Annotated in this window: 28 protein-coding genes; 16 read left to right on the plus strand and 12 right to left on the minus strand. The window is 70.0% G+C overall.

Features of this window, described 5'->3' with window-relative positions:
- Positions 1–25 precede the first annotated feature (25 nt).
- On the plus strand, positions 26–1,531 hold the full coding sequence (locus HD596_RS19480; RefSeq protein WP_246554594.1) for a glycoside hydrolase family 10-like protein: 1,506 nt from the start codon (positions 26–28) through the stop codon (positions 1,529–1,531).
- Positions 1,532–1,683: 152 nt separating this feature from the next.
- On the opposite strand, the gene HD596_RS19485 is transcribed toward HD596_RS19480, so the two are convergent.
- On the minus strand, positions 1,684–2,331 hold the full coding sequence (locus HD596_RS19485; protein ID WP_185070781.1) for an FHA domain-containing protein: 648 nt from the start codon (positions 2,329–2,331) through the stop codon (positions 1,684–1,686).
- Positions 2,332–2,568: 237 nt separating this feature from the next.
- Between HD596_RS19485 and HD596_RS19490 the strand changes: the two genes are divergently transcribed.
- The 4 genes from HD596_RS19490 (at position 2,569) to HD596_RS19505 (ending at position 6,432) form a co-directional block, all read left to right on the plus strand.
- Complete coding sequence (locus HD596_RS19490; RefSeq protein ID WP_185070782.1) at positions 2,569–3,690, plus strand: citrate/2-methylcitrate synthase; 1,122 nt, start codon at positions 2,569–2,571, stop codon at positions 3,688–3,690.
- A complete protein-coding gene (locus HD596_RS19495; protein WP_185070783.1) occupies positions 3,687–3,983 on the plus strand; it encodes a DUF3017 domain-containing protein in 297 nt (98 codons plus the stop codon). Before HD596_RS19490 ends, HD596_RS19495 begins: the two co-directional genes overlap by 4 nt.
- 56 nt (positions 3,984–4,039) lie before the next feature.
- Positions 4,040–5,257, plus strand: coding sequence for an NADP-dependent isocitrate dehydrogenase (locus tag HD596_RS19500; RefSeq protein WP_185070784.1), 1,218 nt, complete (start codon positions 4,040–4,042; stop codon positions 5,255–5,257).
- A gap of 146 nt (positions 5,258–5,403) precedes the next feature.
- Entirely contained in the window at positions 5,404–6,432 is a 1,029-nt protein-coding gene (locus HD596_RS19505; protein ID WP_246554596.1) for a polysaccharide deacetylase family protein, read from the plus strand.
- Here HD596_RS19505 and HD596_RS19510 read toward each other — a convergent pair.
- Complete coding sequence (locus tag HD596_RS19510) at positions 6,426–7,490, minus strand: hypothetical protein (RefSeq protein ID WP_185070785.1); 1,065 nt, start codon at positions 7,488–7,490, stop codon at positions 6,426–6,428. The genes HD596_RS19505 and HD596_RS19510 overlap by 7 nt on opposite strands.
- Entirely contained in the window at positions 7,487–8,116 is a 630-nt protein-coding gene (locus HD596_RS19515; RefSeq protein WP_185070786.1) for a hypothetical protein, read from the minus strand. Before HD596_RS19515 ends, HD596_RS19510 begins: the two co-directional genes overlap by 4 nt.
- Before the next feature lie 5 nt (positions 8,117–8,121).
- On the opposite strand from HD596_RS19515, the gene HD596_RS19520 reads away from it, so the two are divergent.
- The 3 genes from HD596_RS19520 to HD596_RS19530 all read left to right on the plus strand — a co-directional run bounded on the left by HD596_RS19520 (position 8,122) and on the right by HD596_RS19530 (position 9,319).
- Complete coding sequence (locus tag HD596_RS19520) at positions 8,122–8,649, plus strand: hypothetical protein (RefSeq protein ID WP_185070787.1); 528 nt, start codon at positions 8,122–8,124, stop codon at positions 8,647–8,649.
- A 314-nt stretch (positions 8,650–8,963) separates the two neighbouring features.
- Positions 8,964–9,155, plus strand: coding sequence for a hypothetical protein (locus HD596_RS19525; RefSeq protein WP_185070788.1), 192 nt, complete (start codon positions 8,964–8,966; stop codon positions 9,153–9,155).
- Positions 9,146–9,319, plus strand: coding sequence for a hypothetical protein (locus tag HD596_RS19530; RefSeq protein ID WP_185070789.1), 174 nt, complete (start codon positions 9,146–9,148; stop codon positions 9,317–9,319). The genes HD596_RS19525 and HD596_RS19530 overlap by 10 nt, the downstream gene beginning before the upstream one ends.
- On the opposite strand, the gene HD596_RS19535 is transcribed toward HD596_RS19530, so the two are convergent.
- Positions 9,306–10,433 carry a saccharopine dehydrogenase family protein gene (locus tag HD596_RS19535; RefSeq protein ID WP_185070790.1) on the minus strand — a complete coding sequence of 376 codons (1,128 nt, stop codon included), beginning with the start codon at positions 10,431–10,433 and terminating at the stop codon, positions 9,306–9,308. The two genes, HD596_RS19530 and HD596_RS19535, sit on opposite strands and share 14 nt — an antisense overlap.
- Before the next feature lie 144 nt (positions 10,434–10,577).
- On the opposite strand from HD596_RS19535, the gene HD596_RS19540 reads away from it, so the two are divergent.
- Together HD596_RS19540 and HD596_RS19545 are read left to right on the plus strand one after the other, a co-directional pair.
- A complete protein-coding gene (locus HD596_RS19540; RefSeq protein ID WP_185070791.1) occupies positions 10,578–12,569 on the plus strand; it encodes a serine/threonine-protein kinase in 1,992 nt (663 codons plus the stop codon).
- Positions 12,570–12,622: 53 nt separating this feature from the next.
- Positions 12,623–13,609: a malate dehydrogenase gene (locus tag HD596_RS19545; protein WP_185070792.1), complete on the plus strand. Its 987-nt coding sequence runs from the start codon at positions 12,623–12,625 to the stop codon at positions 13,607–13,609.
- Between the two features lie 211 nt (positions 13,610–13,820).
- Here the strand turns inward: HD596_RS19545 and galE are convergent, their stop codons facing one another.
- Positions 13,821–14,771 (minus strand): UDP-glucose 4-epimerase GalE, encoded by a 951-nt coding sequence (galE, locus tag HD596_RS19550; RefSeq protein ID WP_185070793.1) that lies wholly within the window; start codon positions 14,769–14,771, stop codon positions 13,821–13,823.
- An 86-nt stretch (positions 14,772–14,857) separates the two neighbouring features.
- On the opposite strand from galE, the gene HD596_RS19555 reads away from it, so the two are divergent.
- Positions 14,858–16,171, plus strand: coding sequence for a hemolysin family protein (locus HD596_RS19555; RefSeq protein WP_185070794.1), 1,314 nt, complete (start codon positions 14,858–14,860; stop codon positions 16,169–16,171).
- 14 nt (positions 16,172–16,185) lie between these two features.
- Positions 16,186–17,190, plus strand: coding sequence for a tryptophan--tRNA ligase (gene trpS, locus HD596_RS19560; RefSeq protein ID WP_185070795.1), 1,005 nt, complete (start codon positions 16,186–16,188; stop codon positions 17,188–17,190).
- A 181-nt stretch (positions 17,191–17,371) separates the two neighbouring features.
- Here the strand turns inward: trpS and HD596_RS19565 are convergent, their stop codons facing one another.
- Complete coding sequence (locus HD596_RS19565) at positions 17,372–18,241, minus strand: NAD(P)H-binding protein (RefSeq protein WP_185070796.1); 870 nt, start codon at positions 18,239–18,241, stop codon at positions 17,372–17,374.
- A gap of 77 nt (positions 18,242–18,318) precedes the next feature.
- Between HD596_RS19565 and HD596_RS19570 the strand changes: the two genes are divergently transcribed.
- A complete protein-coding gene (locus HD596_RS19570; RefSeq protein ID WP_185070797.1) occupies positions 18,319–18,690 on the plus strand; it encodes a winged helix-turn-helix transcriptional regulator in 372 nt (123 codons plus the stop codon).
- A 154-nt stretch (positions 18,691–18,844) separates the two neighbouring features.
- On the opposite strand, the gene HD596_RS19575 is transcribed toward HD596_RS19570, so the two are convergent.
- From HD596_RS19575 to HD596_RS19585, 3 genes are all read right to left on the minus strand, one after another.
- The gene (locus tag HD596_RS19575) at positions 18,845–20,389 is read right to left on the minus strand and encodes an alpha/beta hydrolase (RefSeq protein ID WP_185070798.1); all 1,545 of its coding nucleotides are present in this window, start codon (positions 20,387–20,389) and stop codon (positions 18,845–18,847) included.
- Positions 20,390–20,561: 172 nt separating this feature from the next.
- Positions 20,562–21,149: a dihydrofolate reductase family protein gene (locus HD596_RS19580; RefSeq protein WP_185070799.1), complete on the minus strand. Its 588-nt coding sequence runs from the start codon at positions 21,147–21,149 to the stop codon at positions 20,562–20,564.
- A gap of 121 nt (positions 21,150–21,270) precedes the next feature.
- Positions 21,271–22,245: a LysR family transcriptional regulator gene (locus HD596_RS19585; protein WP_185070800.1), complete on the minus strand. Its 975-nt coding sequence runs from the start codon at positions 22,243–22,245 to the stop codon at positions 21,271–21,273.
- Between the two features lie 73 nt (positions 22,246–22,318).
- On the opposite strand from HD596_RS19585, the gene HD596_RS19590 reads away from it, so the two are divergent.
- Complete coding sequence (locus HD596_RS19590; protein WP_221519400.1) at positions 22,319–23,251, plus strand: NAD(P)H-binding protein; 933 nt, start codon at positions 22,319–22,321, stop codon at positions 23,249–23,251.
- An 18-nt stretch (positions 23,252–23,269) separates the two neighbouring features.
- On the plus strand, positions 23,270–23,635 hold the full coding sequence (locus tag HD596_RS19595) for a darcynin family protein (protein WP_185070802.1): 366 nt from the start codon (positions 23,270–23,272) through the stop codon (positions 23,633–23,635).
- A 106-nt stretch (positions 23,636–23,741) separates the two neighbouring features.
- On the opposite strand, the gene HD596_RS19600 is transcribed toward HD596_RS19595, so the two are convergent.
- The 3 genes from HD596_RS19600 to HD596_RS19610 all read right to left on the minus strand — a co-directional run bounded on the left by HD596_RS19600 (position 23,742) and on the right by HD596_RS19610 (position 25,752).
- Positions 23,742–23,936 (minus strand): hypothetical protein, encoded by a 195-nt coding sequence (locus HD596_RS19600; protein ID WP_185070803.1) that lies wholly within the window; start codon positions 23,934–23,936, stop codon positions 23,742–23,744.
- Positions 23,937–24,013: 77 nt separating this feature from the next.
- Positions 24,014–25,204: a helix-turn-helix domain-containing protein gene (locus HD596_RS19605; protein ID WP_185070804.1), complete on the minus strand. Its 1,191-nt coding sequence runs from the start codon at positions 25,202–25,204 to the stop codon at positions 24,014–24,016.
- A gap of 71 nt (positions 25,205–25,275) precedes the next feature.
- Complete coding sequence (locus tag HD596_RS19610; protein WP_185070805.1) at positions 25,276–25,752, minus strand: MarR family winged helix-turn-helix transcriptional regulator; 477 nt, start codon at positions 25,750–25,752, stop codon at positions 25,276–25,278.
- Positions 25,753–25,833: 81 nt separating this feature from the next.
- Here HD596_RS19610 and HD596_RS19615 point away from each other — a divergent pair, with 81 nt between their 5' ends.
- Entirely contained in the window at positions 25,834–26,718 is an 885-nt protein-coding gene (locus HD596_RS19615; RefSeq protein WP_281398259.1) for a haloalkane dehalogenase, read from the plus strand.
- Positions 26,719–26,747 lie beyond the last annotated feature (29 nt).

Here is a 26,747-nt window from a genome sequence, read left to right on the forward strand (position 1 = left end):
CCCCATGCCGAGCAGACGGACTCTCTTGAAGGGCCTCGCCCTCGCCGCCGCCGCTTCCGCCGTTCCGATGCCCGCCTTCGCGCAGGACTACGTGCCGCCGTTGCGTCAGATGCGTGGTATGTGGATCGCCTCGGTGGTCAACATCAACTGGCCGTCGAAGCCAGGGCTGACCGCCGACGAGCAGAAGGCCGAGTTCGTCGCCTGGCTGGACGTGGCCGTGCAGCGCAAGCTCAACTCGGTGTTCGTGCAGATCAGGCCGACCGCGGACGCGTTCTGGCCGTCACCGTTCGAGCCCTGGTCACAGTATCTGACCGGAACCCAAGGTCAGGACCCTGGCTACGACCCGCTCGGCTTCGCCGTGGAGGAGACGCACAAGCGCGGCCTGGCCTTCCACGCCTGGTTCAACCCGTACCGCGTCTCGATGCAGCCCGACCCCGCCAAGCTGCACCCCGACCACCCCGGGCGCAAGCACCCCGACTGGATCCTGCCGTTCGGCGGCAAGCTGTACTACAACCCGGGCCTGCCGGAGGTACGGAAGTTCTGCCAGGACGCGATGATGGACGCGGTCACCCGCTACGACATCGACGGCCTGCACTTCGACGACTACTTCTACCCCACGAACACCACGGCTTTCGACGACAGCGCCACGTTCGCCAAGTACGGCGCCGGCTTCCCCGACCTGGCCACCTGGCGGCGCAACAACGTCGACCTCATGGTCCAGGAGATGCAGCAGCGCGTCCTGGCGGCCAAGCCGGAGATCGCATGGGGGATCAGCCCGTCCGGCATCTGGCGCAACAAGGCCTCCGACCCGCTCGGCTCGGACACCAGCGGCGGCCAGTCGTACGACAGCCTGCACGCCGACACCCGCGGCTGGGTCAAGAAGGGCTGGCTCGACTACATCGCGCCCCAGCTCTACTGGTACATGGGTCAGCCGCCGGCCGACTACTCCAAGCTCGTGCCCTGGTGGTCGGACGTGGCGAGCGGCACCAACACGCTGCTGTGGATCGGCCAGGCCGCCTACAAGGCGGGCGACCCGGCCCAGGCGGCCCAGTGGCAGGCCCCCGGCGAGCTGTCCGCGCACCTGACGCTCAACCGGAACCACCCCGAGATCAGCGGCGACATCTGGTACAACGCCAACGACGTCAAGGTCGACCGGATCGGCTCCATCACGACCGCCGTCAACGACCACTACCAGCGTCCCGCGCTGGCTCCCGTGCTGCCCCGGCTGGCCGGCGGCGAGCCGCCGCGCAGGCCGGTCCTGGCGTACGCGCTGCGCAAGCCCGGCGGGGTCGAGGTGCGCGCGGTGGCCACCGGCAGGGACGAGCCGTTCCAGTTCGCGATCTTCCGCTTCGGCGGGCACGCGTCCTCGCGCGACTTCGCCGACGCCCGCAACCTGGTCGCGGTCGTGCCCGGCGACCGGCAGGTCCGCTGGACGGACCCGGACGGGAAGCGCGGCGACCACTACTACGTGGTCGCGGTGGACCGGGCCAACCGGACCAGCAAGCCGAGCAACGGCTTCAGGGTGATCTGACGGCGTGCTCCGCCGACGCGCGTCGCCGGCCGGCTTCCTGGCCGGCGACGTGCCCGTTTCCCGCGGGTCGCGGGCACGCTGACGCCCGGGTTCCGACGCTGCCGGAACCCCTCGCCGAAGCCCCGGTCGCGATCAGGCCCCAAGAACCGTCGTCAAGAAGCCCTTCGCCCAGCCGCCGACGGCTGTTCGGCCGGGGTGGCCGTCGACCGCTGCGGTGGCACCACGGGGGTCGGACGGACCAGACCGAGCGCGACGACCTCATTGGCCAGGCGCGTGCGCCGGTTGGTGCCCTCGGGGATCCTGAACTTCTGGTAGAGCCGCAGCAGATGCTGCTTGACCGCGGCCTCGGTCACGACCAGGTCGTCGGCGATCTCGCGAGCGGTCGCCGGGGCGACGAACGCCTCGTCCGACAGCGCCGGCCTGCAGAGCGAGGTCAGCACGTCGACCTCGCGCCTGGTCAGCTCGGGCGCGGCCGCCCTGCGCAGCTCGACCTCGGGGGTGAAGTCCTCACGGGGGACTCCACCGATGCGACCCCGCGCCGCGCCGAAGGAGACGACGTCGCCGTCGTCAAGGACCCTCCGGGCGATCGGCCTGCCGTTCACCCGCGTGCCGTTCCTGGACAGCCCCAGGTCGACGACGTACAGGTAGGGTCCTCGTCTGACGAACTCGGCATGGAGTCGAGACACGCTGGGATCGGTGAGCCGGATGTCGACTCCTCGTCCCCTCCCGACCGTCGTGATCTCGGGGCGCAACGGGACCACCTCGCCAGTGTCCTCGATGCGTATGAACGGCCCCTCCACTGGCGGTTCCTCCCCTTGTGAGGCAGCGTATGAACGGCACGCCTCCTCCTGGGCACGGCAGTTCCTCCCCAGGTAGCCCGCCGTAACTATTACTACAGCTCCGGCTTACCCAAACGAGGGGATGCGGAATCGCCTTTGCCGAAAGGAGAATCCGGCGTGAAATTGGTCTGGACCTTTGAGGCCGGTTTTGCCTGCTCACGGGTAGACTTCGGACGAAGATAAGCGGAGGAAACACTCATGGCGGACAAGCCCACGAAAGGCCTGGCCGATGTCGTTGCCGCGTCCACAGCGCTGAGCGACATTGACGGAAAGGCCGGCCGGCTCTTCTACCGTGGATACGACATCCACGACCTGGCCGGCCGCGCGACGTTCGAGGAGACCGCACACCTGCTGCAGCGTGGCAAGCTGCCCGACCGGTCCGAGCTCGACGCGTACGTCGGCGAGCTGGCGCAGGGCCGGGAGCTGGGCGCCCTGGCTTCGGCGAACATCGCGGAGATCGCCGAGAAGCAGAAACCGATGGAGGCGCTGCGCAGCCTGGTCTCGCTGTCCGGCGCCGACGACCCGGACAAGGACTCCATCGCCCCCGACGCCAACCTGCGCAAGGCGGCCCGGCTGACCGCGCAGCAGCCGCTGCTGGTCGCCCGCTACCACGCCGCCCGCACCGGCGGGAGCGTTCCCGAGCCGGACCCGTCGCTCAGCATCGCCGCGAACTTCCTGCACGAGGTCACCGGCCGCGTCCCCGACCCCCGCGCGGTCGAGATCTTCGACGAGTGCCTGGTGCTGCACGCCGACCACACCATGAACGCCTCCACGTTCGCCGCCCGCGTCTGCGCCGCGACCCTCTCGGACATGCACTCCGCGATCGTCGCCGCCATCGGCACCCTCAAGGGCCCGCTGCACGGCGGGGCGAACGAGCAGGTCATGAAGCTGCTGGAGACGATCCCGCCGGGTCAGGTGGCCCAGGTCGTGCGTGACAAGCTGGCGGCCCACGAGAAGATCATGGGCTTCGGTCACCGCGTCTACAAGACCGAGGACCCGCGCGCGACCCATCTGCGCAAGATGTCCGCCGAGCTGGCCGAGGCCGGCGGCGACGACACCTACTACCGGATGTCCAAGGAGATGGAGGAGGTCGTCTTCGAGACGAAGGGCCTCTACCCCAACGTCGACTTCTACGCGGCTTCGGTCTACCACTATCTCGGGATCCCGACGGACCTGTTCACGCCGGTCTTCTCGATCAGCCGGATGTCCGGCTGGACTGCCCATGTCATAGAGCAGCATGCAGACAATAGGCTGATCCGGCCTGACAGTGAGTACATCGGTGAGACCGATCAGAAGTGGAAGCCGATAGAAGAACGTTGAGCCACGGGACCAAGCGTGAGAGCTGGGGGCCGTACCCGCTGATCCTGGCGGGTGCGGTCATCGGCGTACTCGTGATCTTTTTCGTGAACCCGCGCTGGGGCGGGTTCACGCTGGGCGCCGTCATCATGATCGCCGCCGCCCTCCGCTTCGCCGGTTTCGGTGGGCAGCTGTCCATCCGCAGCAAGAAGGTCGACGTCGTCACGCTGGCCGGGTTCGGGTTCGTGCTGGTCCTGACCTCGCTCCTGCTCTACAACAACGAGCTCAAAGCGTTGATACTGTCCTTTTTCGCCTGATGACCGGACGGTCCGATAGCCTCAACGCATCAAAACATTGAAGGGGAACCATTCGCATGCCCAAGATCAAGGTGGAGGGTCCGGTCGTCGAGCTTGACGGCGACGAGATGACCCGGATCATCTGGCAGTTCATCAAGGACCAGCTGATCCTTCCCTACCTCGACGTCGACCTGAAGTACTACGACCTCGGCATCCAGTACCGGGACGAGACGGACGACCAGGTCACCATCGACGCCGCGAACGCCATCAAGAAGTACGGCGTCGGTGTGAAATGCGCCACCATCACCCCGGACGAGGCGCGCGTCGAGGAGTTCGGTCTCAAGAAGATGTGGAAGTCCCCCAACGGGACCATCCGCAACATCCTCGGCGGCGTGATCTTCCGCGAGCCGATCATCATGTCGAACGTGCCTCGCCTCGTCCCCGGCTGGACCAAGCCGATCGTCGTCGGCCGTCACGCGTTCGGTGACCAGTACCGCGCCACCGACCTGAAGATCCCCGGCGAGGGCACGCTGACCCTGACGTACACGCCGAAGGACGGCTCCGAGCCGATCGAGCTCGACGTGTACGACTTCCCCAGCAGTGGCGTCGCGCTGGCGATGTACAACCTGGACGAGTCGATCCGCGACTTCGCCCGCGCCTCGATGCGCTACGGCCTGGCCCGCAACTACCCGGTCTACCTGTCGACGAAGAACACGATCCTCAAGGCGTACGACGGCCGCTTCAAGGACATCTTCGCCGAGGTCTACGAGACCGAGTTCAAGGCCGACTTCGAGAAGGCCGGGCTCATCTACGAGCACCGCCTCATCGACGACATGGTCGCCGCGGCGCTGAAGTGGGAGGGCGGCTACGTCTGGGCCGCGAAGAACTACGACGGCGACGTGCAGTCCGACACGGTGGCGCAGGGCTTCGGCTCCCTCGGCCTGATGACCTCGGTCCTGATGACCCCCGACGGCAGGACCGTCGAGGCCGAGGCCGCGCACGGCACCGTGACTCGCCACTACCGCGAGCACCAGAAGGGCAACCCCACCTCCACCAACCCCATCGCCTCGATCTTCGCGTGGACGCGCGGCCTGGCCCACCGGGGCAAGCTCGACAACACCCCCGCTGTGACCGACTTCGCCAACAAACTGGAAGAGGTCTGCATCGAGACCGTCGAGGGCGGCCAGATGACCAAGGACCTGGCGCTCCTGGTCGGCGGCGACGCCAAGTGGCTCACCACCCAGGACTTCCTGGCGGCGCTGGACGAGAACCTCAAGAAGAAGATGGCGGTCTGACCGTTTCAGCATAAAGGGCCGCCTGCGGGCGGCCCTTTCGCTTGTCCGCTTCCCAGACCATCTCTTGACAGTGGCGCGGCGTGGCGCAGTTGATCAGCTGGGTAAGAGCCACCTCGTAACAGTCGTACGCGTCTCGGGGGGTTCGGATGCGACTGCGTATTTTCGGTGGGGTGGGGCTGCTGGCCGCCGCCGCCCTCCTGAGCGGCTGCGACTCGCAGCCCACCACCGTCAAGATGGCCGACACCAAAGCCGACGCCGCTGCCAAGCTCAGGGCGAGCCAGGCCGCGAAGGTCAAGATCGCCGCCCAGGTCAAGGCGAACGAGCTGGGGCAGATCCCGGTGCTGATGTTCCACCGGGTGATCGACAAGCCGGGGTCGACGGACGACAGGACACCGCAGCAGTTCCGGGCGGACCTGGAGCGGCTGGCCAGGGAGGGGTACGTGCCGATCACGGCCGCCGAGATGGTGGCCGGGAAGATCGACATTCCGGCGGGCAAGCACCCGGTGGTGCTGACCTTCGACGACTCCTCGCCGTCGCAGCTGACGCTCAACGAGGTAGGCGTCCCCGCCCCGAACACCGCCGTCGCCATACTCAAGGACGTGGCGGCCAAGCACCCGGGCTTCCCGGCGAAGGCCACCTTCTACGTGACGCGCGACATGTTCGGCAAGACCGTACGCGAGGAGCAGGCCCAGATGCTGGGCTGGCTCAAGGAGAACGGCTTCGAGATCGGCAACCACACCCGCGACCACATCAACCTGCGCGGACGCTCGCACAAGGAGGTCGACGAGCAGATCAGCACGATCGCCCAGCAGATCGACTCCCTGTCCGGCGTCCACCCCACCACGATCGCCCTGCCGTACGGCAACCAGCCGAGCAACAAGGAGTGGGCCATGCACGGCAAGGCATACCACCACCAGGGCGCGTTCCTGGCCGGTTACACGCCCGCGCCGGCGCCGTTCAGCAAGGCGTTCGAGCCGCAGGGGATCCCGCGGATCAAGGTCATGGAGAAGAAGGGCGACTGCAAGCAGTTCTGCTCCGAGGCGTGGCTGGACTGGCTCAAGAACAACCCGGACATGCGCTACACCTCGGACGGGGACGTGCGGACCGTGGCGTACCCGAAGTTCAAGAACCCGTACCTGCGCAAGTCCTTCTCCAAGTGGGGCCTGCCCTACTGACGGACTTTTCCGAGGACGACTCCCAGTTCGGCGGGCTCCAGGAGCCGGTCGGCCACGTCACCCATGCGTACGTCGAGTTGCCGCGCCGCCCCGGTGGCGAGGTCCACGACGTGGTACGCCGTCTCGCCACGAGGACCGGAGGTCCGCAGGACGACGGCGTCCTCGCCGTCCCAGCGCAGGACGCTCGTGGCCTGCCGGTCCGCCGGCAGCCGGGGCGCGACGGTCCGCGCCGGCTTGCCGGTTGACGTGTCGGTGAGCACGATGCCGTGCCCGACGACGCCGTCCGGCGTGATGTCGCGGGCGAGCGTGGCCGTCGTGCGTCCGGACGGCGACGGCACGGCACCCGCCGCCAGGTTGCCGGGCAACGTGAACCGCCCGACCGCCTCGCCCTGGGGCGACCAGACGGTGAACGAGGCCGACGTGGTGTGCCCGGGCAGGCTGTTCGTGCGCCGGCTCGTCATGGTCATGAGCCCCGCCGACGTCCAGCCGACGACCTGCCCGACGGCGGGCAGGTGACGGACGGCGCCGGTGCCGAGGTCCACGATCATCGGGTTCTCCAGCACGATCTCGTCGTCCTTGTCCAGGTGGTCGCGCTGGATGAGCAGGTGGCGGCCGTCGAGGGAGAACAGCGGGACCTGGGCGCCGAACATCTCGCCGACCGTGCCGTCCTTCTGCCGCACGGGGAGCGCCCTGACCGCTCCGGTGCGCAGGTCGGCCACGGCGTACGCGCCGTCGCTCGTCCGCAGGTAGGCCGCACGCGTGCCGTCCGGGCTGAGAGAGAGCGAGTCCGCGGCGTCGGTGCCGGGCAGCGCGCCTCGCTCGCCGTCCCACGCGACGAGGATCCAGGGGCCGCACGGGACCGAGCTGTTGTCACAGGCCGGGCTGTACGCGTACCGGATGGGGGAGGCGTACCTGCTGAGTCCCCGCGGTGCGGCGACGGCGCCGGCCGGCTCGGGGCGGGCGAACTGCACCGGCGGTTTCTCGCCGGTCGGGCCGATCACCCACGCGGTGGCCAGGGCCAGCGCCGCCGCGGCAAGGGCGTACCACCACCGGCTCACTGGACCCTCCCGAACACCGCGCCGTCGAGGTCCGCCGGCAGGCCTCGCACCGGGCTCGCCTTGCCGGTGCCCGGATCGAGCAGGTGGAACTCCTTCTTGCCGGCCACATCGATCTTGATGAGGAGCCGCCCGTCCCGGGCCCAGGCGAGTGCCTTCGGCGGGCCGTACTGCTCGGGCACGTCCAGCTCGGCGTGCCCGCGGATCTCGGCCGTTCGGGGATCCATGGTCAGCACCTCCTCCTCGGTGAGGACGACCAGCGCTCGGGCGTCGGGGGAGGCGGCCACCTCGAGCGCCGGATCGAAGGGCGCCCGGGTCCGGACCGTGCCGTCGTACCCGATCGTGAGGAGCTCGGTGTCGGGGGAGCCCGCCAGCGCGCGGCGGCCGGTGGTCGCCACGACGCCGTCGGGGCCGAAGCCGAGCACGCGGCCGACGCCGGGCAGGCGGGTACGGGCTCCGGTGCGGTTGTCGATCACTTCCGGGCCGACGCTCACGTACCGGCCGTCCTGGGACAGCGCCACCTCGGGGAGGGGCCCGCCGGTCAGCGGCCCGGTCAGGTCGCGCCGCGCGCCCCGCCTGCTGCCACACCGACCGGCCCATGGCCAGTCCCATGCCGGCCAGTGCCACACCCGCGGTGACCCAGAGCCAGGTCGTCCTCCTGCCCGCGGCGCCGGGTCGCCAGGTGTTGGAGGCCAGGGCCAGCGCCAGGAGCGGCAGGCCGACGAGGGCCAGCACGCCCACCTCGTGGAACTGCCGGATGGGCAGGGCGATCACCGACGTCCAGAGGGTCACGGACGCGCCCACTCCGAGCAGCCAGCGGGCGGAATGGGACCGCGTGGCCAACTCGCCGCCCACCAGGTCCGCCGGCCCCGGGAGCAGCGCCCGCCGGTGCAGGCCGCCGACCATGAACTGCACGACGGCCACCACGCCGAGCACGGCCGCGGCGCCGAGCCGCCGGTCGACGGTGGTCTCCGCGGAGAAGGAGCGTTCGACCGTGCTCAGGGCGACTCCGCAGGAGAACGCGGCGCAGATCAGCCAGGTCGCGGTGAGCTGCGGCGGGACGAGCCGTATTCCCGGCGCGCGCCGAATTGGGCCCCGCCGGCGGCCGAATGCGATTTCACCGGCCAGGACTCCCAGCAGCCAGCCGATCAGCGCGGAGTAAGGAGCCAGAAAAACAGCGCCGGACGTCGCGCTGAAAACCCCCGTGGCCAGTCCCGCACTTGTGCCCATCCACCGATATCGCCGCGTCACCTGTAGATATCGCAGAACGTGAGGGCCGTTGAACGCGGTGATGTCCACCATTTGGCGGTGTCCGAAACGGTCCGCGTCCACGCGATGCAGAGGTGAGTTGACGGCCGCGGCGGCCATCGGTGTCACCAGTAACAGGAAAACCAGAAAACCCGTCAGCAACAACGGTCGTCTTTCGCCACGTCCGGAAAAGTAGCAGAATGCGGAATCGCCAAAAAGGGGGCTGGAGTGATTTCCGATGACGTCTGGGCGCGCCTGGATCCGCGGGTGGGAATGGTGCGCGGGATCGCCTACGGACGCTGGGTCCTGGCCGCGATCGCGGTGCTCCTCGCCGGGGTCACCTGGATGAGCGGAGCGATCGTCCCCCGCCTGTCTCACGACGTGAGTGATGGCGCCGGCGCGGTGTCCGGATGGCGCTGAGCCTCGTCCTCGGTGTCACCGACTGCCGGGCCGCCCTGTCGGAGGACGTTCCCCTCGTGGTGGAGGTGGAGCAGTGGTGGGGCCGCACCACCGCCGAGGTGCGGTCCGAGGAACGCTGGCACACCCTCTCGGTCGAGTCCGCCTGCCGACTCAACCCTTCCTGACGAACGAGATGCCCGCGGCGCGCAGGCGGTCGATGAGCGGCAGGCCCATGGCCGAGGCCGTCGTGAGCTGGCCGGCGCGGTCCGGGAGGTCGTCGAAGGCGAGGCAGAGGGCCGACTCCGCGAACATCCTGGCCGTCGCGCCGTAGCCCGGGTCCCCGCCCGCGACCTCCGTGACCACGCGCTCGCCCCCGCCCTCGCCCAGGAACGTGACCTTGAACCAGTTCCGGGCGCGGCGCTCGGCCGACGGGCCCTCGCCGGGCTTCAGCCGGTCCTGGATCCAGCCGCGTACGGGCGGGAGCTGCGCGAGTGCGGCGAAGGCGCCGGCGGCCGTCACGGTGGCCAGGGCCTCGGGCAGGGTGCGGACGGCGTAGTGCTGCCGGTAGGTGAAGTCGGGGCCGTAGCGGTCAAGGAGGCGGGCCGAGTAGCCGACGACGAACGGGTCGAGGCTCGGCATCGGGAGCGCCCAGCCGCCCACGTAGCGGACGCCGCCGGGCAGCGAGCTCACTCTGCGGCCGGCGGGCCGGGGCTCGGCGGAGCGGCGCTGCGTGCCCTGCTGGACCGTCTGGCGGGCGCGGCCGAGGATGGACATCATCGTGGCCAGGGTGCCGCCCGACGGGGCCATTTTCGCCCGCAGGAAGCCGCTCACCCTGAGCGGGACGCCCTCGGGGAGCTGGGTGACGGTGTGGAGCACGCCCAGGTCGTACGGGATGGAGTCGAAGCCGCAGGCGTGCACGAGCTTGGCGCCGCTCCTGGCCGCCCGGTCGTGGTAGCGCACGTAGACCAGGTCCACGAACTCGGGTTCGCCTGTCAGGTCCAGGTAATGGGTGCCGGCCTCGGCGCACGCGGCCACCAGCGGCTCCCCGTACGCCACGTAGGGGCCGACCGTCGTGGCCAGGACGCGCGTCCGGCGGGCGAGCGCGGCCACCGAGGCGGGGTCCGCGGCGTCGGCGAGCAGGATCGGCACGTCGAGCCCCAGCCGCTCCAGCTTGGCGCGGTCGCGCCCGGCCAGCGCCCACCGCGTGCCGGGTCCGGCGGCCTGCGCGAGGTAGGCGGCCGTGAGCGCGCCGGTGAAGCCGCTCGCTCCGAAAAGTACGATGTCGTAGGGGCGCTCCATGATCCAGAGCCTTCCCTCGACGGCCCGCCCGCGCAACTCCACGCCGGTAAAACCGTGACGTCACGAACGCTTAACGGATCCCTGAGGAGTTGCTGAACGTCGTAAAGTTTGCGTCGATGGGGTTAGCACACGTGGGGATGACGAATGCCGCAAATCTCGCCGCTGGTCGCCGGCGATCCCACACAGCTGGGGTCCTTCCGGCTGTCCGGACGGATCGGGGAAGGCGGTCAGGGCATAGTTTACCTGGGCGTCAACGACAAGGGGGAGCAGGCGGCGATCAAGCTCCTGCACGTGAAGTTCACCGGTGACACGATCGCCAGGTCGCGCTTCGCGAGGGAGCTGAAGGCGGCCAAGCGGGTGGCGTCGTTCTGCACGGCCAGGGTGATGGAGGCCGATCTCGACGGCAACACGCCGTACATCGCCAGCGAGTACATCGACGGCCGGGCGCTCAGGGACATCATCGAGACCGACGGGCCGCTCAGCGGCACGGTGCTCGACCGGCTGGCCATCGGCACGGCGACCGCGCTCACCGCGATCCATCACGCCTCGATCGTCCACCGGGACTTCAAGCCCGACAACGTGCTGATCGCCGCCGACGGGCCGCGCGTGGTGGACTTCGGCATCGCCCGGATCATCGACTCCACCGGGACGATCACCAGCCGGGCCATCGGCACGCCCGCCTACATGGCGCCCGAGCAGATCGCCGGCGACGACGTCGGGCCCTACACGGACGTGTTCTCCTGGGGCGCCACCATCGCGTTCGCGGCCACGGGCAAGCCCGCGTTCGAGGGCAAGTCCATCGCCGTGGTGCTCAACCGGATCCTCAACCACGAGGTCGACGTCGGCATGATGCCGGAGCCGCTGCAGGGCGTGGTGCGCTCCGCGCTGTCCAAGTCCCCGGCCGACCGGCCGTCCGCCGACCAGATCCTGCTGCGGCTGCTCGGACAGCCGTCCACGGTGGGGGCCTCCACGGCGGTGCTCACCCGGGGCGTGCAGGTGGCCAGCGACGACACGACGCCGTTCAGCAGGGTGTCGGCGGGGTCGATCACGGACCTGCCCCGGCCGCAGGCCACGACGGCCTCGTCCGCGACGACACCGCCTGCGACGACACCGCCTGCGACGACACCGCCCACGACGACACCGCCTGCGACGACGACGGCGCCTCCGGCGCCCGTGCCTCCCGTGACGACGGTGCCGCCCGAGGGGGGCGGGGCGCCGTACCCGGCGACCGAGCCCGCCCTGCCCGGGCGCTCGCGCCGCGCGAGGGTGTGGATCGCGGTGGGCACCGCCGTCGTCCTGCTCGCCTCCGCCGCCGTCGCGCTCGCGATGAACGGCGGCTGGCCGCTGGCGTTCCGCGGAGGGCCCGAGCCCACGCGGACCGCCGAGCAGGGGGTGCCCTCGACCGCGTTCGCCACTGTGGTCGACAAGGTGGCGCAGACCGGGAAGGTCGTGATCGGCGTCAAGGGCGACCTGCCCGGCGTCGCGCTGCAGAACGGCGACGACTTCCAGGGCTTCGACATCGAGGTCGCCAAGCGCATCGCCGCCGAGTTAGGAGCGAAGGACACCGCGCTGGTCAAGGTCAGCAGGGGCGACCGGGACGACGCGCTGGCCGAGGGCAGCGTCGACCTGGTGGTGGCCACCTACTCCGTCGACAATTCCGAGACCCAGTTCGCGGGGCCGTACTACGTGGCGCACCACGACGTCCTCGTCCGCTCGGGCAGCGGCATCGACTCCGTGGACGACCTGGAGGGCAAGAGGCTCTGCGCGCCCGACAGCCCGTCCGTCCGCGAGGTGCAGGAGAAGGTGAAGGTCGAGCCGGTCTCGGCCGGCGACTACGCCGTCTGCATGCAGCTGCTCAGGGACGGCAAGGTGGACGCGGTCCCCGGTGACGACCTGATCCTGGCCGGGTTCGCCGCCCGCGAGAACATGCGCTACAAGATCCTCGGCGCGAAGTTCAACAACGAGCGGTACGCCGTCGGTATCAGGAACGGCGACGTGAAGACCTGCAAGGCGGTGAAGGCGGTCATCGCCGACCTCTATCGCACGGGCCTCATGAAGCAGCTTCTGAGCAAGTACTTCGCCAAGGTCGAATTCGATCCGGAGCTGAAGGTGCCCGCGATGGAAACCTGCGGATGACGAGCAGGTAGCATCCCAAAGTCAACGAATATCCTGCGAGTGAGGGGAAGGCCATGGCGTCGTCAGCCAACGGGCCCGTCAAGGTGACCGTCACCGGAGCAGCCGGCCAGATCGGCTACGCACTGCTGTTCCGCATCGCGTCGGGGCAGCTGCTCGGCGCCGACGTCCCGGTCAAGCTCAGCCTGCTGGAGATCCCGCAGGCGGTGAAGGCCGCCGAGGGCACCGCCATGGAGCTCGACGACTGCGCGTTCCCGCTGCTGTCCGGCATCGAGATCACCGACGACCCCAACGTGGCCTTCGCCGGGGCCAACGTCGCGCTGCTGGTCGGCGCCATGCCGCGCAAGGCCGGCATGGAGCGCGGCGACCTGCTCGGCGCCAACGGCGGCATCTTCGGCCCCCAGGGCAAGGCGATCAACGACCACGCCGCCGACGACATCAAGGTCCTGGTCGTGGGCAACCCGGCCAACACCAACGCGCTCATCGCCCAGCAGAACGCGCCCGACGTGCCCGCCGACCGCTTCACCGCGATGACCCGGCTCGACCACAACCGCGCGCTGTCCCAGCTGGCCGCCAAGCTCCAGGTCCCGGTCACCGAGATCAAGAAGATGACGATCTGGGGCAACCACTCCGCGACGCAGTACCCCGACCTGTTCCACGCCGAGGTGGGCGGCAAGATCGCGGCCGAGCAGGTCGACGGCGAGTGGCTGCGCGAGACGTTCATCCCGACGGTGGCCAAGCGCGGCGCCGCCATCATCGAGGCCCGCGGCGCCTCCTCGGCCGCCTCGGCCGCCAACGCGGCGATCGACCACGTCTACGACTGGGTCAACGGCACCGAGTGGACCTCCGCGGCCGTCGTCTCCGACGGCTCCTACGGCGTGCCCGAGGGGCTCATCTCGTCGTTCCCCGTGCGTGCGGCGAACGGCAAGTTCGAGATCATCCAGGGGCTCGAGATCGACGCGTTCTCCCGCGACCGGATCGACGCCAGCGTGCGCGAGCTGGAGGAGGAGCGCGACGCGGTCAGGGAGCTCGGCCTCATCTGACGACCGTCCCTGCCCCCCCGCGCGAAGCGGGGGGCTTCAGGGCGGGCAGGACACGGGCTGCACGGCGGGGGCGGCCGGCGGGGTGGCGAAGATCACGCCCGCGGCGGCCAGAAGACTACCCGTCAGGATGAGGACACCGAAGAGCAGCTTCGTGACCCTTGGTGAAAAGTTCCTCACATTTCGGTATCACAGCACATTTCCGGTCGCGGTATCACGCATTTGCGGAAAGCGCCTCCCATGCGTCGGAAACGATGTCGCGCAGCGCGGGCCGTTCGGCCTTCCAGCCGAGCTCGCGCTGGATCTTGGCGGACGAGGCGACCAGCACGGCGGGATCGCCGGGGCGCCGGTCCGCGACCACGGCCGGGATCTCGTGCCCGGTGACCTCGCGGCAGACCGAGATCACCTCCTGCACGGTGAAGCCGGCGCCGCTGCCCAGGTTGTAGATCTTGTGCTCGCCCGGCGAGATGGCGCCCAGTGCCAGCAGATGCGCCCGCGACAGGTCGGACACGTGGATGTAGTCGCGCACGCAGGTGCCGTCGGGCGTCGGGTAGTCGGTGCCGAAGACGCTCACGGACTCGCGCTCGCCGGTCGCGACCTTCAGGACGTTCGGGATGAGGTGGGTCTCGATCGTGTGCCGCTCGCGGTAGCGGCCGTAGGCGCCGGCCACGTTGAAGTAGCGCAGGCTCACCGCGCCCAGCCCGCGGATCACCGCGAACGCGCTCAGCGCGGTGTCGACGGCCAGCTTGGAGGCGCCGTAGGGGTTGGTCGGGCGCGTGGGGTCGTCCTCCTCGATGGGTGAGCGCTCGGGCTCCCCGTACGTGGCCGCGGTCGAGGAGAACACGATCCTGCTCACCCCCTTGTCCCGCATGGCGTCGAGCAGGGCCAGCGTGCCGCCGAGGTTGTGCGACCAGTAGAGGCCCGGCTTCTCCACCGACTCGCCCACCAGCGACTTGGCCGCGAAGTGCAGCACCGCGTCCATGCCGTCGAGCACGTCGTGTGCCTCGGTGATGCTTTTTTGGACAAATCGGGCACCTTCCGGCACTGCGTCCTGATGCCCGGTTGACAGGTCGTCGAGTACGGTCACCTCGTGCCCTGCCTCGATGAGCTGCGCCGCGACGACACTGCCGACGTATCCGGCACCCCCGGTGACCAATAGCCTCATGTGTACTCCTGTTCAAATATGTTGGATTTTGTACGGCTTGCCGCCCAGCATACGCGCGAAAGCCGCCGAGTACGCTGCCAACCACCATGTTTGACACCCTCGTGGCCAACATCGCCCTGGTTCTGGTGTTCATCCTGATCGGGGGGTTCTTCGCCGCCGCCGAAATCGCCATGGTCTCCCTCCGGGAGAGCCAGGTCCGCAAGCTCTCGCAGCGGGGCCGCCGCGGGGAGCGGGTGGCGAAACTCGCCCATGACCCCAACCGCTTCCTGTCCGCCGTCCAGATCGGCGTCACCGTCGCCACCATGTTGTCGGCCGCCTTCGGCGCCGACCGGCTGGCCGCGCAGCTCGTACCCGTGCTGGAGCGGTGGCAGGTGCCCGAGGCCGTCGCCCCCGTGCTCGGGCTCGTGCTGGTGACGCTGGCGATCTCGTACGTGTCGCTCGTGCTCGGCGAGCTGGCGCCCAAGCGCCTGGCGCTGCAGCGGGCCGAGGGGCTGTCGCTGTACGTGGCGCCGTTCCTCGACCGGATCGCGTCCCTGTCGCGGCCGATCATCTGGATGTTGTCGAAGTCCACCGACCTCGTGGTCCGGCTGCTCGGGGGCAATCCGGAGGCCGACCGCGAAGAGGTCACCACCGAGGAGCTGCGTGACATGGTGGTCGGGCACACCGACCTCACCGCCGACGAGCGCCACCTGATCGCCGAGGTGTTCGCGGCGGGGAAACGGCAGCTCAGGGAGGTGATGCTGCCGCGCACCGAGGTCGAGTTCATGGACGCCGACACGCCGCTGGACGAGGCGGCCCGGCTCGCGGCGGGGCTGCCGCACTCGCGCTTCCCCGTCTATCGGGAGACGTACGACGAGGTCATCGGGTTCGTACACGTACGGGACCTGCTGGACCCCGAGCTCACCGGGCGGACCGAGCCGATCAGCGCGGTGGTGCCGATCCGCCCGGCCAAGTTCGTGCCCGCCTCGAAGCGGCTGCTCAGCACGCTGAACGAGCTGCGCGACGAGGGCCAGCACCTGGCGATCGTGGTGGACGAGTACGGCGGCACGGCGGGCATCGTGACCTTGGAGGACCTGGTCGAGGAGCTGATCGGGGACATCAGGGACGAGTACGACGAGGAGGAGGAGGTCGTGATCCTGCCCGCCGGGGAGATCGAGATCGACGGCCTGACGAACCTCAACGACTTCGCCACCGAGACCGGCATCCGGCTGCCGGACGGCCCTTATGAGACCCTTGCCGGATTTGTCATGGCAATGCTGGGGCATGTGCCGGTTGTGGGGGAGAAGGTGGAAATATCGGGTTTTGAGATGACTGTCACAGAGCTGGACGGGCGCCGTATCGCCAGGGTGAGAGTGAAACGCGGCCCGGCGGTCGAGTCGCCGCCCGAGCAAGATTCCTGACACAATTGCGTGCTATGGCCAGACCTCGTGTACTCTCCGGCATCCAGCCCACGGCGGACTCCTTCCACCTGGGCAACTACCTGGGTGCCGTCCGGCAGTGGGTCGCTCTGCAGGAGACCCACGACGCCTTCTACTGCGTGGTCGATCTCCACGCGATCACGGTGCCGACCGAGCCCGCCGCGCTGCGCCGCCGCACTCGCGTCGCCGCGGCCCAGCTCTTCGCCGCCGGCCTCGACCCGGAGCAGTCCACGGTCTTCGTGCAGTCGCACGTGCGTGAGCACACCGAGCTCGCCTGGATCCTGATCTGCCTCACCGGCATGGGCGAGGCGGGGCGGATGACCCAGTTCAAGGACAAGTCGGCCAAGTTCGGGGAGAGCGCGGCCAGCGTCGGCCTGTTCACCTACCCGATCCTGCAGGCCGCCGACATCCTGCTCTACCAGGCCAACCGGGTCCCGGTGGGCGCCGACCAGAAGCAGCACCTGGAGCTCACCCGCGACCTGGGCCAGCGCTTCAACCACCGCTTCGGCGACACGTTCACGCTGCCCGAGCCGTACATCCTCAAGGAGGTCGAGAAGATCACCGACCTTCAGGACCCCACGGCGAAGATGTCGAAGTCCTCCTCCAGCCCCGCCGGCATCCTCGACGTCCTGGAGCAGCCCGGCCCGCTGCGCAAGAAGGTCATGCGGGCGGTCACGGACACGGGCTCGGAGGTCCTGTTCGACGAGGAGAACAAGCCGGGCATCTCCAACCTGCTCCGCATCCAGTCGGCCCTGACCGGCACCCCCATCCCCGACCTCGTGGCCCGCTACGAGGGGCAGGGGTACGGCACGTTCAAGAAGGACGTGGCGGAGGCGGTGGCGGACACGTTCACGCCCATCAGGGAGCGCACGGAGAAGCTGCTGTCGGACGAGGCCGAACTCGACCGCCTGCTCGCCATCGGCGCCGAACGCGCGGCGGCGGTGGCCAAGCAGACCATGGCCGAGGTCCGCGACAAGGTCGGCTTCCTCCCCACGCCGTAGGTGGCGCGGCTCCACCCGCCCGTTGCCTGGTTACCGGGTGGGCCTGCTGGAGCCCGCCCCGAGCGGTCCTCGCTATCGCTCGGGCTGTCTTCCTCGGGCGCCCTTCGGTCGCCCGGGCGTGGTTCACCGACCACAGGGGCACGCGAATCGAACTGGCGCGAGAGCCGGACCGCTGTCCTGATCAGGCGGTGTGCAGTGCCTCGGGGTGGGCGGCGAAGTAGTCGGCGATCGACGCGGGCTTGCGGCCGGTGAGGCGTTCGACCGCGTGCGTGGTCACGTCGAACCAGCCGGCGCGCTTGTACGCCCCCAGGCCCGTCCATCCCTGGACGTACGTCTCCGGCATCCCGCGTTCGGACAGCACCGCGGCCAGATCGGCGTCCGATACCGGCTCGCAACGGACCGGACGGCCGGTGACCTGGGCGAGCGCGTCGGCCACGTCCGTGTCCGTCACCGCCTCGGGACCGGTGACCTCCAGGAGCTGCCCCTCGCAGCCGCCCTCCGCCAGCACGGCCGCGGCCACGGCGGCGCTGTCGTCGCGGGTGATGTGACCCACCCGGCCGTCGCCCGAATTGCTGGGCAGCACGCCCGTGGCGACGGCGAAGGCGGGCACGCCGACCAGGTTCCACATCTCCGGCCACTGGTTGAACCGCAGCGCCGTGAACGTCAGCCCCGACTCGGCCAGCAGCCGCTCGGTCTCCTTGTGATTCTGAATGAGCGCCTGCGGCTGGCCCGGCTCGCCCGCTCTGGTGAACGACGTGTAGATCACCTGGCCCACCCCGGCCTTCGCCGCCGCCTCGATGGCGTTGACGTGCCCGCCGGGCACGCCGTCGAACGAGCCCATACTGATCATCAGCAGCCGCTCCGCCCCCTCGAGCGCGCTGGGCAGACTGGCCGGATCGTCGAAATCGGCGTATCGGGTGGCCACTCCCAGGTCGGCGACGGCGTCGGGGGTACGGGTCAACGCCACCGCGCGGGCGGCGTCCACGCGCTGGAGAAGGTGCTTGACGGTGAGGCGTCCGAGCTGCCCGGACGCGCCGCTGATCACGATCACGGCAAATCTCCTTGGAGGTTTGGATGCGTATCCTGATCATTGGCCAGCAGGCGAGAGGTCCGAAAGAAGGCACATCTATGTCCACTGCCGCCATCACCGTCCCCGTGACGGTGAACGATCACGAGAACTGCCCCGCGACCAGCATGCTGCGCCGGGCGGGCGACAAGTGGAGCGTTGTGATCCTGTCGGTGCTCGAACGCGGCACGTACGGCTTCAACGAACTGGACCGGTCCGTGGAGGGTCTCAGCCGCCGCATGCTCACCCGCACGCTGCGGAGCCTCGAAGGGGACGGGCTGATCAGCCGCACGGTCCATCCCGGCGTGCCGCCACGCGTCGACTACGCGCTCACCGAACTGGGGCGCTCCTTCCTGGAGCCGGTACGCGCCCTGGGCCTGTGGGCCCTCGCACACCAGTCCGACCTCGAAGCCGCCCGCACCCGTAACCGTTAGACGGCGCCCGTCACACAAATGCGGCCACACGAATGCCGCCTGATCTCCGAGGTGAAGCCGGCCGACGAGGTCGCTGCGGCATTCGGCGACGTCTCACGGCAGCAGCGTCTGGAGGGGTGGCTCGTGCGCGTACGAGCCACCCCTCATCACGAGATCAACGGAAGGAGAGCATCCAGCCCGGTGTGCCGGGCTGCGGGGTGACGGGCTTCCTGAGCGTCCGGACCTCGGCGGGCGGGACGGCCGGGCAGCGGGCCCCCGGCGCGGGGAGGGTCCGCGAGATCAGGTACGCGTCGGCGGCCTCCGTGGCGCAGGCTCCGCGTCCGTAGACGATGTGGCCCCAGCCCTCGTACGTGAGCAGCCGGCCCGACCGGCCCAGCTGCTGGGTCGTGCTGAGCGCCCACGGGTAGACGGTGGCCGGGTCGTGCAGGGAGTTGAGGACCAGCAGCGGGGTGTCCGTACGCACCTTCAGGCGGTGCTGCGGGTTGGGGATCGGGTCCGGTTGGCCGAGGCACGAGACGACCGGGCCGATCGCCAGCGGGCTGTAACGCATGTCGGGTGCGATCTTCGCCTGGCGGCGCAGGTGCTTGCTGAACTCGCGGTAGTCGCGTACGGGCAGCCGGAAGTCCAGGCAGAAGATCTGGAACGGATTGGGGCTGACCTCCTGCGCCTGTGTCCGGTCGATCGCCAGAGGCAGCGCGTCCGCGCGCGGAGTCCGCCCGGACTCAAGGTCGGCGATCACCTGAGAGAGCGGCAGCCAGTTGGCCGGATCGTAGAAGGCGCCCGAAGCGGAGCTGATGAGCTGGAAGGCGGTCAGTCGCGTGTCCGGCTCGCCCGGTATGGGGAGTTCGCCGCGGTCGGCCCGGTCCAGCAGCCCCCGCCAGATCGCCCTGAGGTCCTTTCCATGCTGGAGGCAGCGGTCGTCGCGCTCGCACCAGGCCACGAACTCGTTGAAGGCGTCCTGCGCGCCCCAGGTCTCCGTGTCCATGAAGCCCTGCGTGCCCAGGCTGTGGTCCATCGTGCTGTCGAGCACGAAGGCGCGGACCCGCGACGGGTAGCGCTCGGCGTACAGCTGGCCGAGGAGGGTGCCGTAGGAGCCGCCCCAGTAGGTCAGCTTGTCCTCGCCGAGCGCGGCGCGGAAGGCGTCGAGGTCGGCCGCGGTGCTGAGCGAGTCGACGTGGTCGAAGAGCGGGCCGGTACGCGCCCGGCAGTCGGCCCGCAGGCGGTCGTTGAAGGCCAGCATCCTGTCGAAGTCGGCCTGGCTCTTCATGAGCGGGTCCGGGGCCTGGGTCATCAGGTCCGTGGAGCAGACCACGGGGTGGCTGCGGTTGGTGCCGCGCGGGTCGAGGCCCACGATGTCGAAGCGGCGCAGGACCTCGGGGCTGAGCATCTGCGGGCTGCCGAGGACCAGCTCCACCCCCGAACCTCCAGGGCCGCCCGCTCCCAGCACGAGCGCGCCGATCCTGGCGGCGGGATCGGTGGCCTTGCGGCGGGCGACACCCACCTCGAACGTGCCGTCCGACGGCCGGCTCCAGTCGATGGGCACGGTGAGCGTCCCGCATTCGACGGCCGGCTCCTCCGGGCACGGCGCCCACGAGATCGTGTCCCGTGGCTGCGCGGCCTGCGTGGTGGCGGTCGCGCCAGGCGTGACTAAGGAGAGCGGGACGAGGAGTCCGATCAACAATGCGCTGATTCTTCGCATGTTCTGATCTTCGACGGCCGCCGGACGGGTGTGAATCGGGCGCAAGTATGGACCGCCGGCTCCTTCCCGAGGACTACGGCCCTGGGCCTTTGGTCCTAGAGGTCGCCCTCCAGCCCGCCCGCCCAGGCGCCACCACAGCCGGGTGCTCCAGGTCCTCGCCAGGCGGCGAACGTCATGGGCGTCCGGGCTTCAGGACGCGGTAGCGCAGGTGGGTCACGGACGCGGCTCCCGTGACGGGCGCACCCTCCGGGACCAGCTCGGCCCGCACCCCGCCGAACAGCGGCGTGCCCGCCCCCAACAGCAGGGGGACGAGGTGGAGCCACACCTCGTCGAGCAGGCCCGCCCCGAGCAACTGGCGGGCGACGTCCGCACCCAGCACCAGGACGTCCTTGTCCCCGGCGGCGTCCTTGGCGCGCCGGGCCGCGGCCTCCAGCCCGTCGAAGGCGAACGTCCCGCCGTTGTCGCCGAGGAGGTCCTGCCTGGTGCGGTGGGTGACCACGAAGCTCGGGACGCCGGGCCAGGGTGTGCCGCCCCACGGGACCAGGCCGAGGTCGAAGGTGCGCCGTCCGATGACGGTGGCTCCTACCGCCGCGTCCACCTGCCGGCGGATGCCGGTGTCGACCCCGCCGTCCGGCCCTTCCCCGGACATCCACTCGTGCAGCCGTTCGCCGCCGTCCCCCATGGGCTCTTCCTTCCGGACGTTCGCTCCCGCCGTGAACCCGTCCAGGGACATCGACACATCCAGCACTACCTTGCCCATCGCGAGCCTTCCTTCGATCCAGCGGCGCCGCCATCCGGCGCCGTCACAAGGAGGTCGGAGCCGACCCGGCCGTCTTGACACACCACGGGCATACGTCCGCACGGGGCGGGGCGGTGTCGTACTACTCGGGATCGATCGCGTCCGCCACGGTGATCTCGGAAGCCGCTGTCGGTGTGCGGAGAGTCCGGCGGACGGCGTCGCGGAGCCAGCGGTGGGCCCCGTCGGCTGTGTGCCGGGGATGCCAGGCCATTCCGATGGTCAGTGGTGGCAGTGCCAGGGGGATGTCGAGGAGGTGCAGTCCGAGGGCGCCGGCGTCGTGGGTGAGGGGCGAGGGGGCGGCGCCGGGAAGCGCGGCAGGTACGAGGCAGACGACGTCGCTGCGGGCGGCGAGGGCCATCGCGGCCAGGTGGCTGGGCAGGACGACGCTGACCCGCCGGTGGAGGTTCTGCTCGGCCAGGGCGGTGTCGAGGGGGCCGGTGAACCGGCCGCGGCGGCTGACCGCGACGTGTTGGGCGGCAGCGAGCCGGGCCGGGGTCAGCGGCCCCTCGGCGAGCGGATGGCCGGGCCGGACGGCCGCCACCATTCGGAGGCTGACCAGTTCTTCGACCTGGGTTTCCGGATCCACGTGGTCGATGGATCCGATCTCCAGGTCGATCCGGCCGTCGCGCAGGGCGGGTCCGGCCTCCAGCTCTTCGGCCCGGATCCGGAACGAGACCCCCGGCGCCTCCCGCTGGGCCAGTCGCAGCAGTCCGGGGGCCAGTGCCGCGCCGACCAGGTCGGCGGCTTGGAGGGTGAAGGTGCTGCGGAGGCCGGCGGGGTCGACGCTCGCGCCGGGGCTGAGCAGCGCTCCGAGGCTGCGTACCACTGCGGCGGCCTCCTCGCGCAGGGCCTGGGCGCGTGGGGTGGGAACCATGGTCTGTCCGGCCCGGACCAGGAGGGGGTCCTGGAGGATGCGGCGCAGACGGGCGAGGGTGCGGCTCATGGCGGCCGGCGAGGTGTGCAGGCGTGCGGCGGCGCGGGTCACGCTGTGCTCGGCCAGCAGAGCATCCAGCGCGATGGCGAGATTGGCGTCGATCACCGGATCCGGGCTGCTCACCAGCATTATTCCATTTCAGTCAAGGATTCCGTGCCGAAGTTCCCATTGTGGCAGCACGGAGATCCTCCGCAGGATGAGGGCGTACCGAACCGGCACGACCTGCGAGGTTTTCATGATCGTCATTACCGCTCCCACCGGGAACATCGGCCGTCACCTGCTGTCCCTGCTCCTGGAGTCCGCCCCCGCCGCGGGCGAGGAACTGCGCGTGATCGTGCGAGATCCCGCCCGGCTTCCGGACGCGGCGCGCGGACGCGTCGAGGTGGTCACAGGCTCGCACGCGGAAGCCGAGGTCCTCGACCGGGCCTTCGAGGGGGCGGACGCCGTCTTCTGGCTCGTCCCCCCGGACGCCTCCCTGACCCCGCAGGATGCCTACATCGGTTTCACCCGCCCTGCCGCCAAGGCGCTCGCCGTCCACGGCGTCGGCCATGTCGTCGGCGTCTCCGCGCTCGGCCGCGGCACCCCGCTCGCGGACCGGGCCGGGCTCGTCACCGCCTCTCTCGCGATGGACGACCTCATCGCCGGCACCGGCGTCGCCTACCGGGCCCTGGCCAGCCCGTCCTTCTTCGAGAACCTCCTGGAGGAGTCCGACTCGATCCGCGAGAAGGGCGTCTTCACCGACACCGTCGAGGCCGACCGCAAGGCCCCCTTCGTCGCCGTCGCCGACCTCGCGGCCGCCGCCGCCGGCCTGCTGCTGGACCGCTCGTGGACCGGCACCGGCAGCGTCCCGGTCCTCGGGCCGCAGGACCTTTCCCCCAACGACCTGGCCCGCATCATGACCGAACAACTCGGCCGCCCCGTCCGCTACGAACGCCGGCCGCTCGACGAGCTCTACGCCACCCTCGTCGGTCACGGCCTCAACGAGGCATTCGTCCAGGGCCTCGTCGACATGAAGCGGGCCAAGGACGAGGGTCTCGACGCCGGCGTCGCCCGCACCCCGGACACCACCTCCCCCACCAGCTTCGAGCAGTGGTGCGCCCAGACCCTCAAGCCCGCCGTCCTGTCCTGAAGCTTTGGAGGCACCCTGATGCCCACCGAGAAGACCGAACCGCCGGTCACGGCGTTCATGCTGGTCAAGACCACACCCGAATGGCTCGCCCTGAGCGTCCAGGAACGCGTGGACGCCTTCACCACCCGGGTCCTGCCGGCCATCGAGGCCAAGACCACCGGCGTCCGGTCACGCTTCTACGACACGGAGTTCTACTCCGCGCGCGTCACCGACGTCTGGGTGTGGGAAGCCGAAGACCACCACGCCTACCAGCTCCTCATCGACGCACTGCGCGAAACCCCGTTCTGGGACCGCTACTTCGAGGTCGTCGACCTCCTCGTCGGCACCGAGAACGGCTACGCCCGAACCTACGGCCTCGAACCCGTAGCCACCATCACCACCTGACCCACCTGCCCGGAGGGCAGTAAGCCCCGCCAGGCGGCTGGAGCGCCGCAAGCGCTCCCTGAGCTCTCGAGGTCGCAAGTCCCCGGCGGCCGCCGACGTTCCTCGGTCAGTTCCGGCGGGCGCCCCGGTGGAGCCGGAGCAGGGCGCGCAGGGCCGCCAGGCTGGGGCGGGTGAGGCGGGTCTCCCCGTGGGTGGCGGTCCAGCCTGAACGATCCCGCTGGAACGACCACCCGGGGAACTCCCGCGTTGCCTCCTGAAGCAGGCGTTCCATGACGAACTCGGCACTCGGCGCTGTGGTCATGAACGCAGAGTGTCACCCGCACCCCGTTCCGTGACGAACTCGGGCCGCAGAACTCCTCGTTCGTACGGCCCGAACTCTCAGTTCGCGATGCCGTGGCGCTCGGCCAGGTAGCGGACCTCCGGCGCCCACGACGGCCGGGCGCGCCGCGCCAGGGACCGCACCATCTCCCTCAGCAGCAGCTTGTGATCCAGCTCCTCCGGGCATTCGCGTTCGATCCGCAGGAGATGGAGCAGGCTGGCGGCATCGTCGCCCACGTCCTCGCAGGCACGGGCGACCTGGCTGAGGTGGGTGGCGCGCCGCTCGATGGACGGGGTGTGCCGCAGGTCGATGTCGTCGGCGATCTGCAGCACCGCCTCCGGGCGCCCCATGTCGTTCTCGATGCTGGCCATGTGGATGGCGACGTTGGTCGGCCCGAAGAAGGCCAGGTCGTAGACGTCGGCCCCGTCCTCGACGCGCTGCGCGAGCCGCGCCGCGGGCCCTCGGACGATCTCCCTGGCCTCGTCGTCGTCGCCCCCGCGCGCCGCGCCGATCGCGGTCAGCAGGTGCAGCGCGCCGAGCGCCTTGACGTGGCGGTCGTCGCCGTCGGCGACGTGGGGCTCCAGCATCTCGATGCCGCGCCGGCCGACGTCGTACGCGATCTGGTGCATGTCGTCCGACAGCATCGACTGCCCCAGACTCCAGTACGCCCACGCCCGGATCAGCGGATCCCCCGACTCCTCCGCGAACCGCATGGCCCGGTCCGCCGCCAGATGCGCCAGATCGACCCGCCGCAGGTGCTTGAGCACGCCCCTGGCCAGCATGTACGCGTCGGCCGCGACGCGGTGGGCCGGCGGCGTGTCCGCGAGCGCGAGGTTCTCGGCGTCGGAGATCAGGGACGGCAGGGACGCCATCAGGATCGAGTAGCGGTGCGCCGAGGTGAACCAGGCGTTGCGTGCCGAGGCCACCCGTTCGGAGAGCTGGTCGGCGTCGGGCGGCTCGAGGTCGGGCTCCAGCGACCGCCACGTGAACAGCGCCCGCTCGATGTCGCTGATCTGCGGCCGGCTGGGCTCGTGCGAGTCGCGCGGGGTCTCTCCTAATAGCACGGCGGTGCGTACGCCCAGCACTTTGGCGATCTCCCGCAGAAGGGGGAGCGAGGGGGTTCGCTTGCCGTGCTCGATCAGCTCGATGTGCCTCGGCGTGCAGCCGGACTGGGTCGCCAGCGCGGTGGTGCTCATGCCCCTTCGTTCGCGCTGGAGCCTGATCATCTGCCCGGTGGCTATTTCGGACATGGACGTGAGGCCTCCTGGGTGGGTCCCGACATCCCACAGGCTAGGGCTCCAGGAGATCGCCTGTCCTGGATTCAGCCCTGCTCAGAGGAGCTGCCGGGGCGCGCGTGATGCTCCAGGAGGCGCGTCAGCAGACCTGACAACTGCTCGCGTTCCGGCTGGCTCAAAGGGGCGAACAGCTCGTCCTGAAGGTCCGCGATGAGCGTCTGCAGCCGCCGTACCTGCTCGATCCCCTCGGGGGTGATGGTGATGACGTTGCGGCGGCGGTCGGCGGGGTCGGGGGTGCGCTCGACGAAGCCGCGCTCGGCGAGCTCGTTGATGACGGCGACCATGTCGCTGCGGTAGATGCCGGTGCGCCTGCTCAGCTCGGCCTGGCTCACCGGACCCGCCTCGCGGAGCGCGACGAGCGCCGCGTAGTGCCACTTGCGGGCGTCGACGGCGGCCAGGCCCTCGTTCACCAGCCGGTCGGCGTGCATCGCGACCAGCGACAGCGTCCGGCTGGGCAGGAGCCGCAGCGCCGCGGGGGTGGCCCTGAGGTCGTCGTCCGTCATGCTCCCGATCATAGCTCCTTGCGTTAGTGGCACTAACGATGTACGTTCGTTAGTGCCATAAACGTTAGTCGCACTTACGAAATGAGAACCGTCATGCCGACGATCGACGTGCTCGACTCGACCATGTACTTCGAGGACTCCGGCGCTTCCGGCCTGCCCTTCGTGTTCCTGCACGGGAACCCCGCCTCGTCCCATGCGTGGCGGAAGGTGCTGCCGGGGCTGGACGGCCGCCTGCTCGCCCCTGACCTGATCGGCATGGGGCGGTCGGGGAAGCCCGGCATTCCGTACCGGTTCGGCGACCACGCCCGCTACCTCGACGCGTGGTTCGACGCGCTCGGGCTGGAGGAGGTGGTGCTCGTCGGGCACGACTGGGGTGGCGCCCTCGCGTTCGACTGGGCCGCCCGCCACCCGGAGCGGGTCCGGGGGGTGGCGTTCATGGAGACCATCGTCCGCACGATGAGCTGGAGCGACCTGGGCGAGGCCCCGCGTGCCCGCGCCGAGACACTGCGCAGCGCCCAGGGGGAGGCGCTGGCGCTCGACCAGAACTTCCTCGTGGAGACGGCGTTCTCGGGCGGGGTGCTGACGAGCCTGAGCGAGGAGGAGAAGGAGCCGTACCGGGCGCCGTACCCCACCAGGGAGAGCAGGCGGCCGCTGCTGGAGTGGGCGCGGTCCCTGCCGCTGGACGGCGAGCCCGCCGACGTGGCCGAGCGGGTCGAGGGGTACGGGAAGTGGCTCGGGGCCAGCTCCGACGTGCCCAAGCTGCTGCTGACCTTCGACTCCTCCCCGACACTGCTGATCGGGCCGGAGGTGGCCGCCTGGTGCGCCGCGAACATGGCCGCCCTGGAGGTCGAGCACCAGGGCCCGGCCGGCCATCACGTCACCGAGGACCAGCCCGAGGCCATCGCCGCCGCGATCGCCGGCTGGGCGACCCGTCACGGCCTGCGGGAAAGCGCAGGTCAGCGGTAGGCGGCGACCGACGCGGGGAAGCGCGGGTC

The organism is Nonomuraea jabiensis (assembly GCF_014204795.1).
Taxonomy (GTDB): Bacteria; Actinomycetota; Actinomycetes; order Streptosporangiales; family Streptosporangiaceae; genus Nonomuraea; species Nonomuraea jabiensis.

What these genes read in the sequence shown, in the direction of transcription:
- HD596_RS19490 (WP_185070782.1), top strand. Translation starts at nt 2,569, where the DNA reads ATGGCGGACAAGCCCACGAAAGGCCTGGCCGATGTCGTTGCCGCGTCC.
- HD596_RS19500 (WP_185070784.1), top strand. Translation starts at nt 4,040, where the DNA reads ATGCCCAAGATCAAGGTGGAGGGTCCGGTCGTCGAGCTTGACGGCGAC.
- HD596_RS19505 (WP_246554596.1), top strand. Translation starts at nt 5,404, where the DNA reads ATGCGACTGCGTATTTTCGGTGGGGTGGGGCTGCTGGCCGCCGCCGCC.
- HD596_RS19530 (WP_185070789.1), top strand. Translation starts at nt 9,146, where the DNA reads ATGGCGCTGAGCCTCGTCCTCGGTGTCACCGACTGCCGGGCCGCCCTG.
- HD596_RS19535 (WP_185070790.1), bottom strand. Translation starts at nt 10,433, where the DNA reads ATGGAGCGCCCCTACGACATCGTACTTTTCGGAGCGAGCGGCTTCACC.
- HD596_RS19540 (WP_185070791.1), top strand. Translation starts at nt 10,578, where the DNA reads ATGCCGCAAATCTCGCCGCTGGTCGCCGGCGATCCCACACAGCTGGGG.
- HD596_RS19545 (WP_185070792.1), top strand. Translation starts at nt 12,623, where the DNA reads ATGGCGTCGTCAGCCAACGGGCCCGTCAAGGTGACCGTCACCGGAGCA.
- galE (WP_185070793.1), bottom strand. Translation starts at nt 14,771, where the DNA reads ATGAGGCTATTGGTCACCGGGGGTGCCGGATACGTCGGCAGTGTCGTC.
- HD596_RS19555 (WP_185070794.1), top strand. Translation starts at nt 14,858, where the DNA reads ATGTTTGACACCCTCGTGGCCAACATCGCCCTGGTTCTGGTGTTCATC.
- trpS (WP_185070795.1), top strand. Translation starts at nt 16,186, where the DNA reads ATGGCCAGACCTCGTGTACTCTCCGGCATCCAGCCCACGGCGGACTCC.
- HD596_RS19570 (WP_185070797.1), top strand. Translation starts at nt 18,319, where the DNA reads ATGTCCACTGCCGCCATCACCGTCCCCGTGACGGTGAACGATCACGAG.
- HD596_RS19575 (WP_185070798.1), bottom strand. Translation starts at nt 20,389, where the DNA reads ATGCGAAGAATCAGCGCATTGTTGATCGGACTCCTCGTCCCGCTCTCC.
- HD596_RS19580 (WP_185070799.1), bottom strand. Translation starts at nt 21,149, where the DNA reads ATGGGCAAGGTAGTGCTGGATGTGTCGATGTCCCTGGACGGGTTCACG.
- HD596_RS19590 (WP_221519400.1), top strand. Translation starts at nt 22,319, where the DNA reads ATGAGGGCGTACCGAACCGGCACGACCTGCGAGGTTTTCATGATCGTC.
- HD596_RS19595 (WP_185070802.1), top strand. Translation starts at nt 23,270, where the DNA reads ATGCCCACCGAGAAGACCGAACCGCCGGTCACGGCGTTCATGCTGGTC.
- HD596_RS19600 (WP_185070803.1), bottom strand. Translation starts at nt 23,936, where the DNA reads ATGACCACAGCGCCGAGTGCCGAGTTCGTCATGGAACGCCTGCTTCAG.
- HD596_RS19605 (WP_185070804.1), bottom strand. Translation starts at nt 25,204, where the DNA reads ATGTCCGAAATAGCCACCGGGCAGATGATCAGGCTCCAGCGCGAACGA.
- HD596_RS19610 (WP_185070805.1), bottom strand. Translation starts at nt 25,752, where the DNA reads ATGACGGACGACGACCTCAGGGCCACCCCCGCGGCGCTGCGGCTCCTG.
- HD596_RS19615 (WP_281398259.1), top strand. Translation starts at nt 25,834, where the DNA reads ATGAGAACCGTCATGCCGACGATCGACGTGCTCGACTCGACCATGTAC.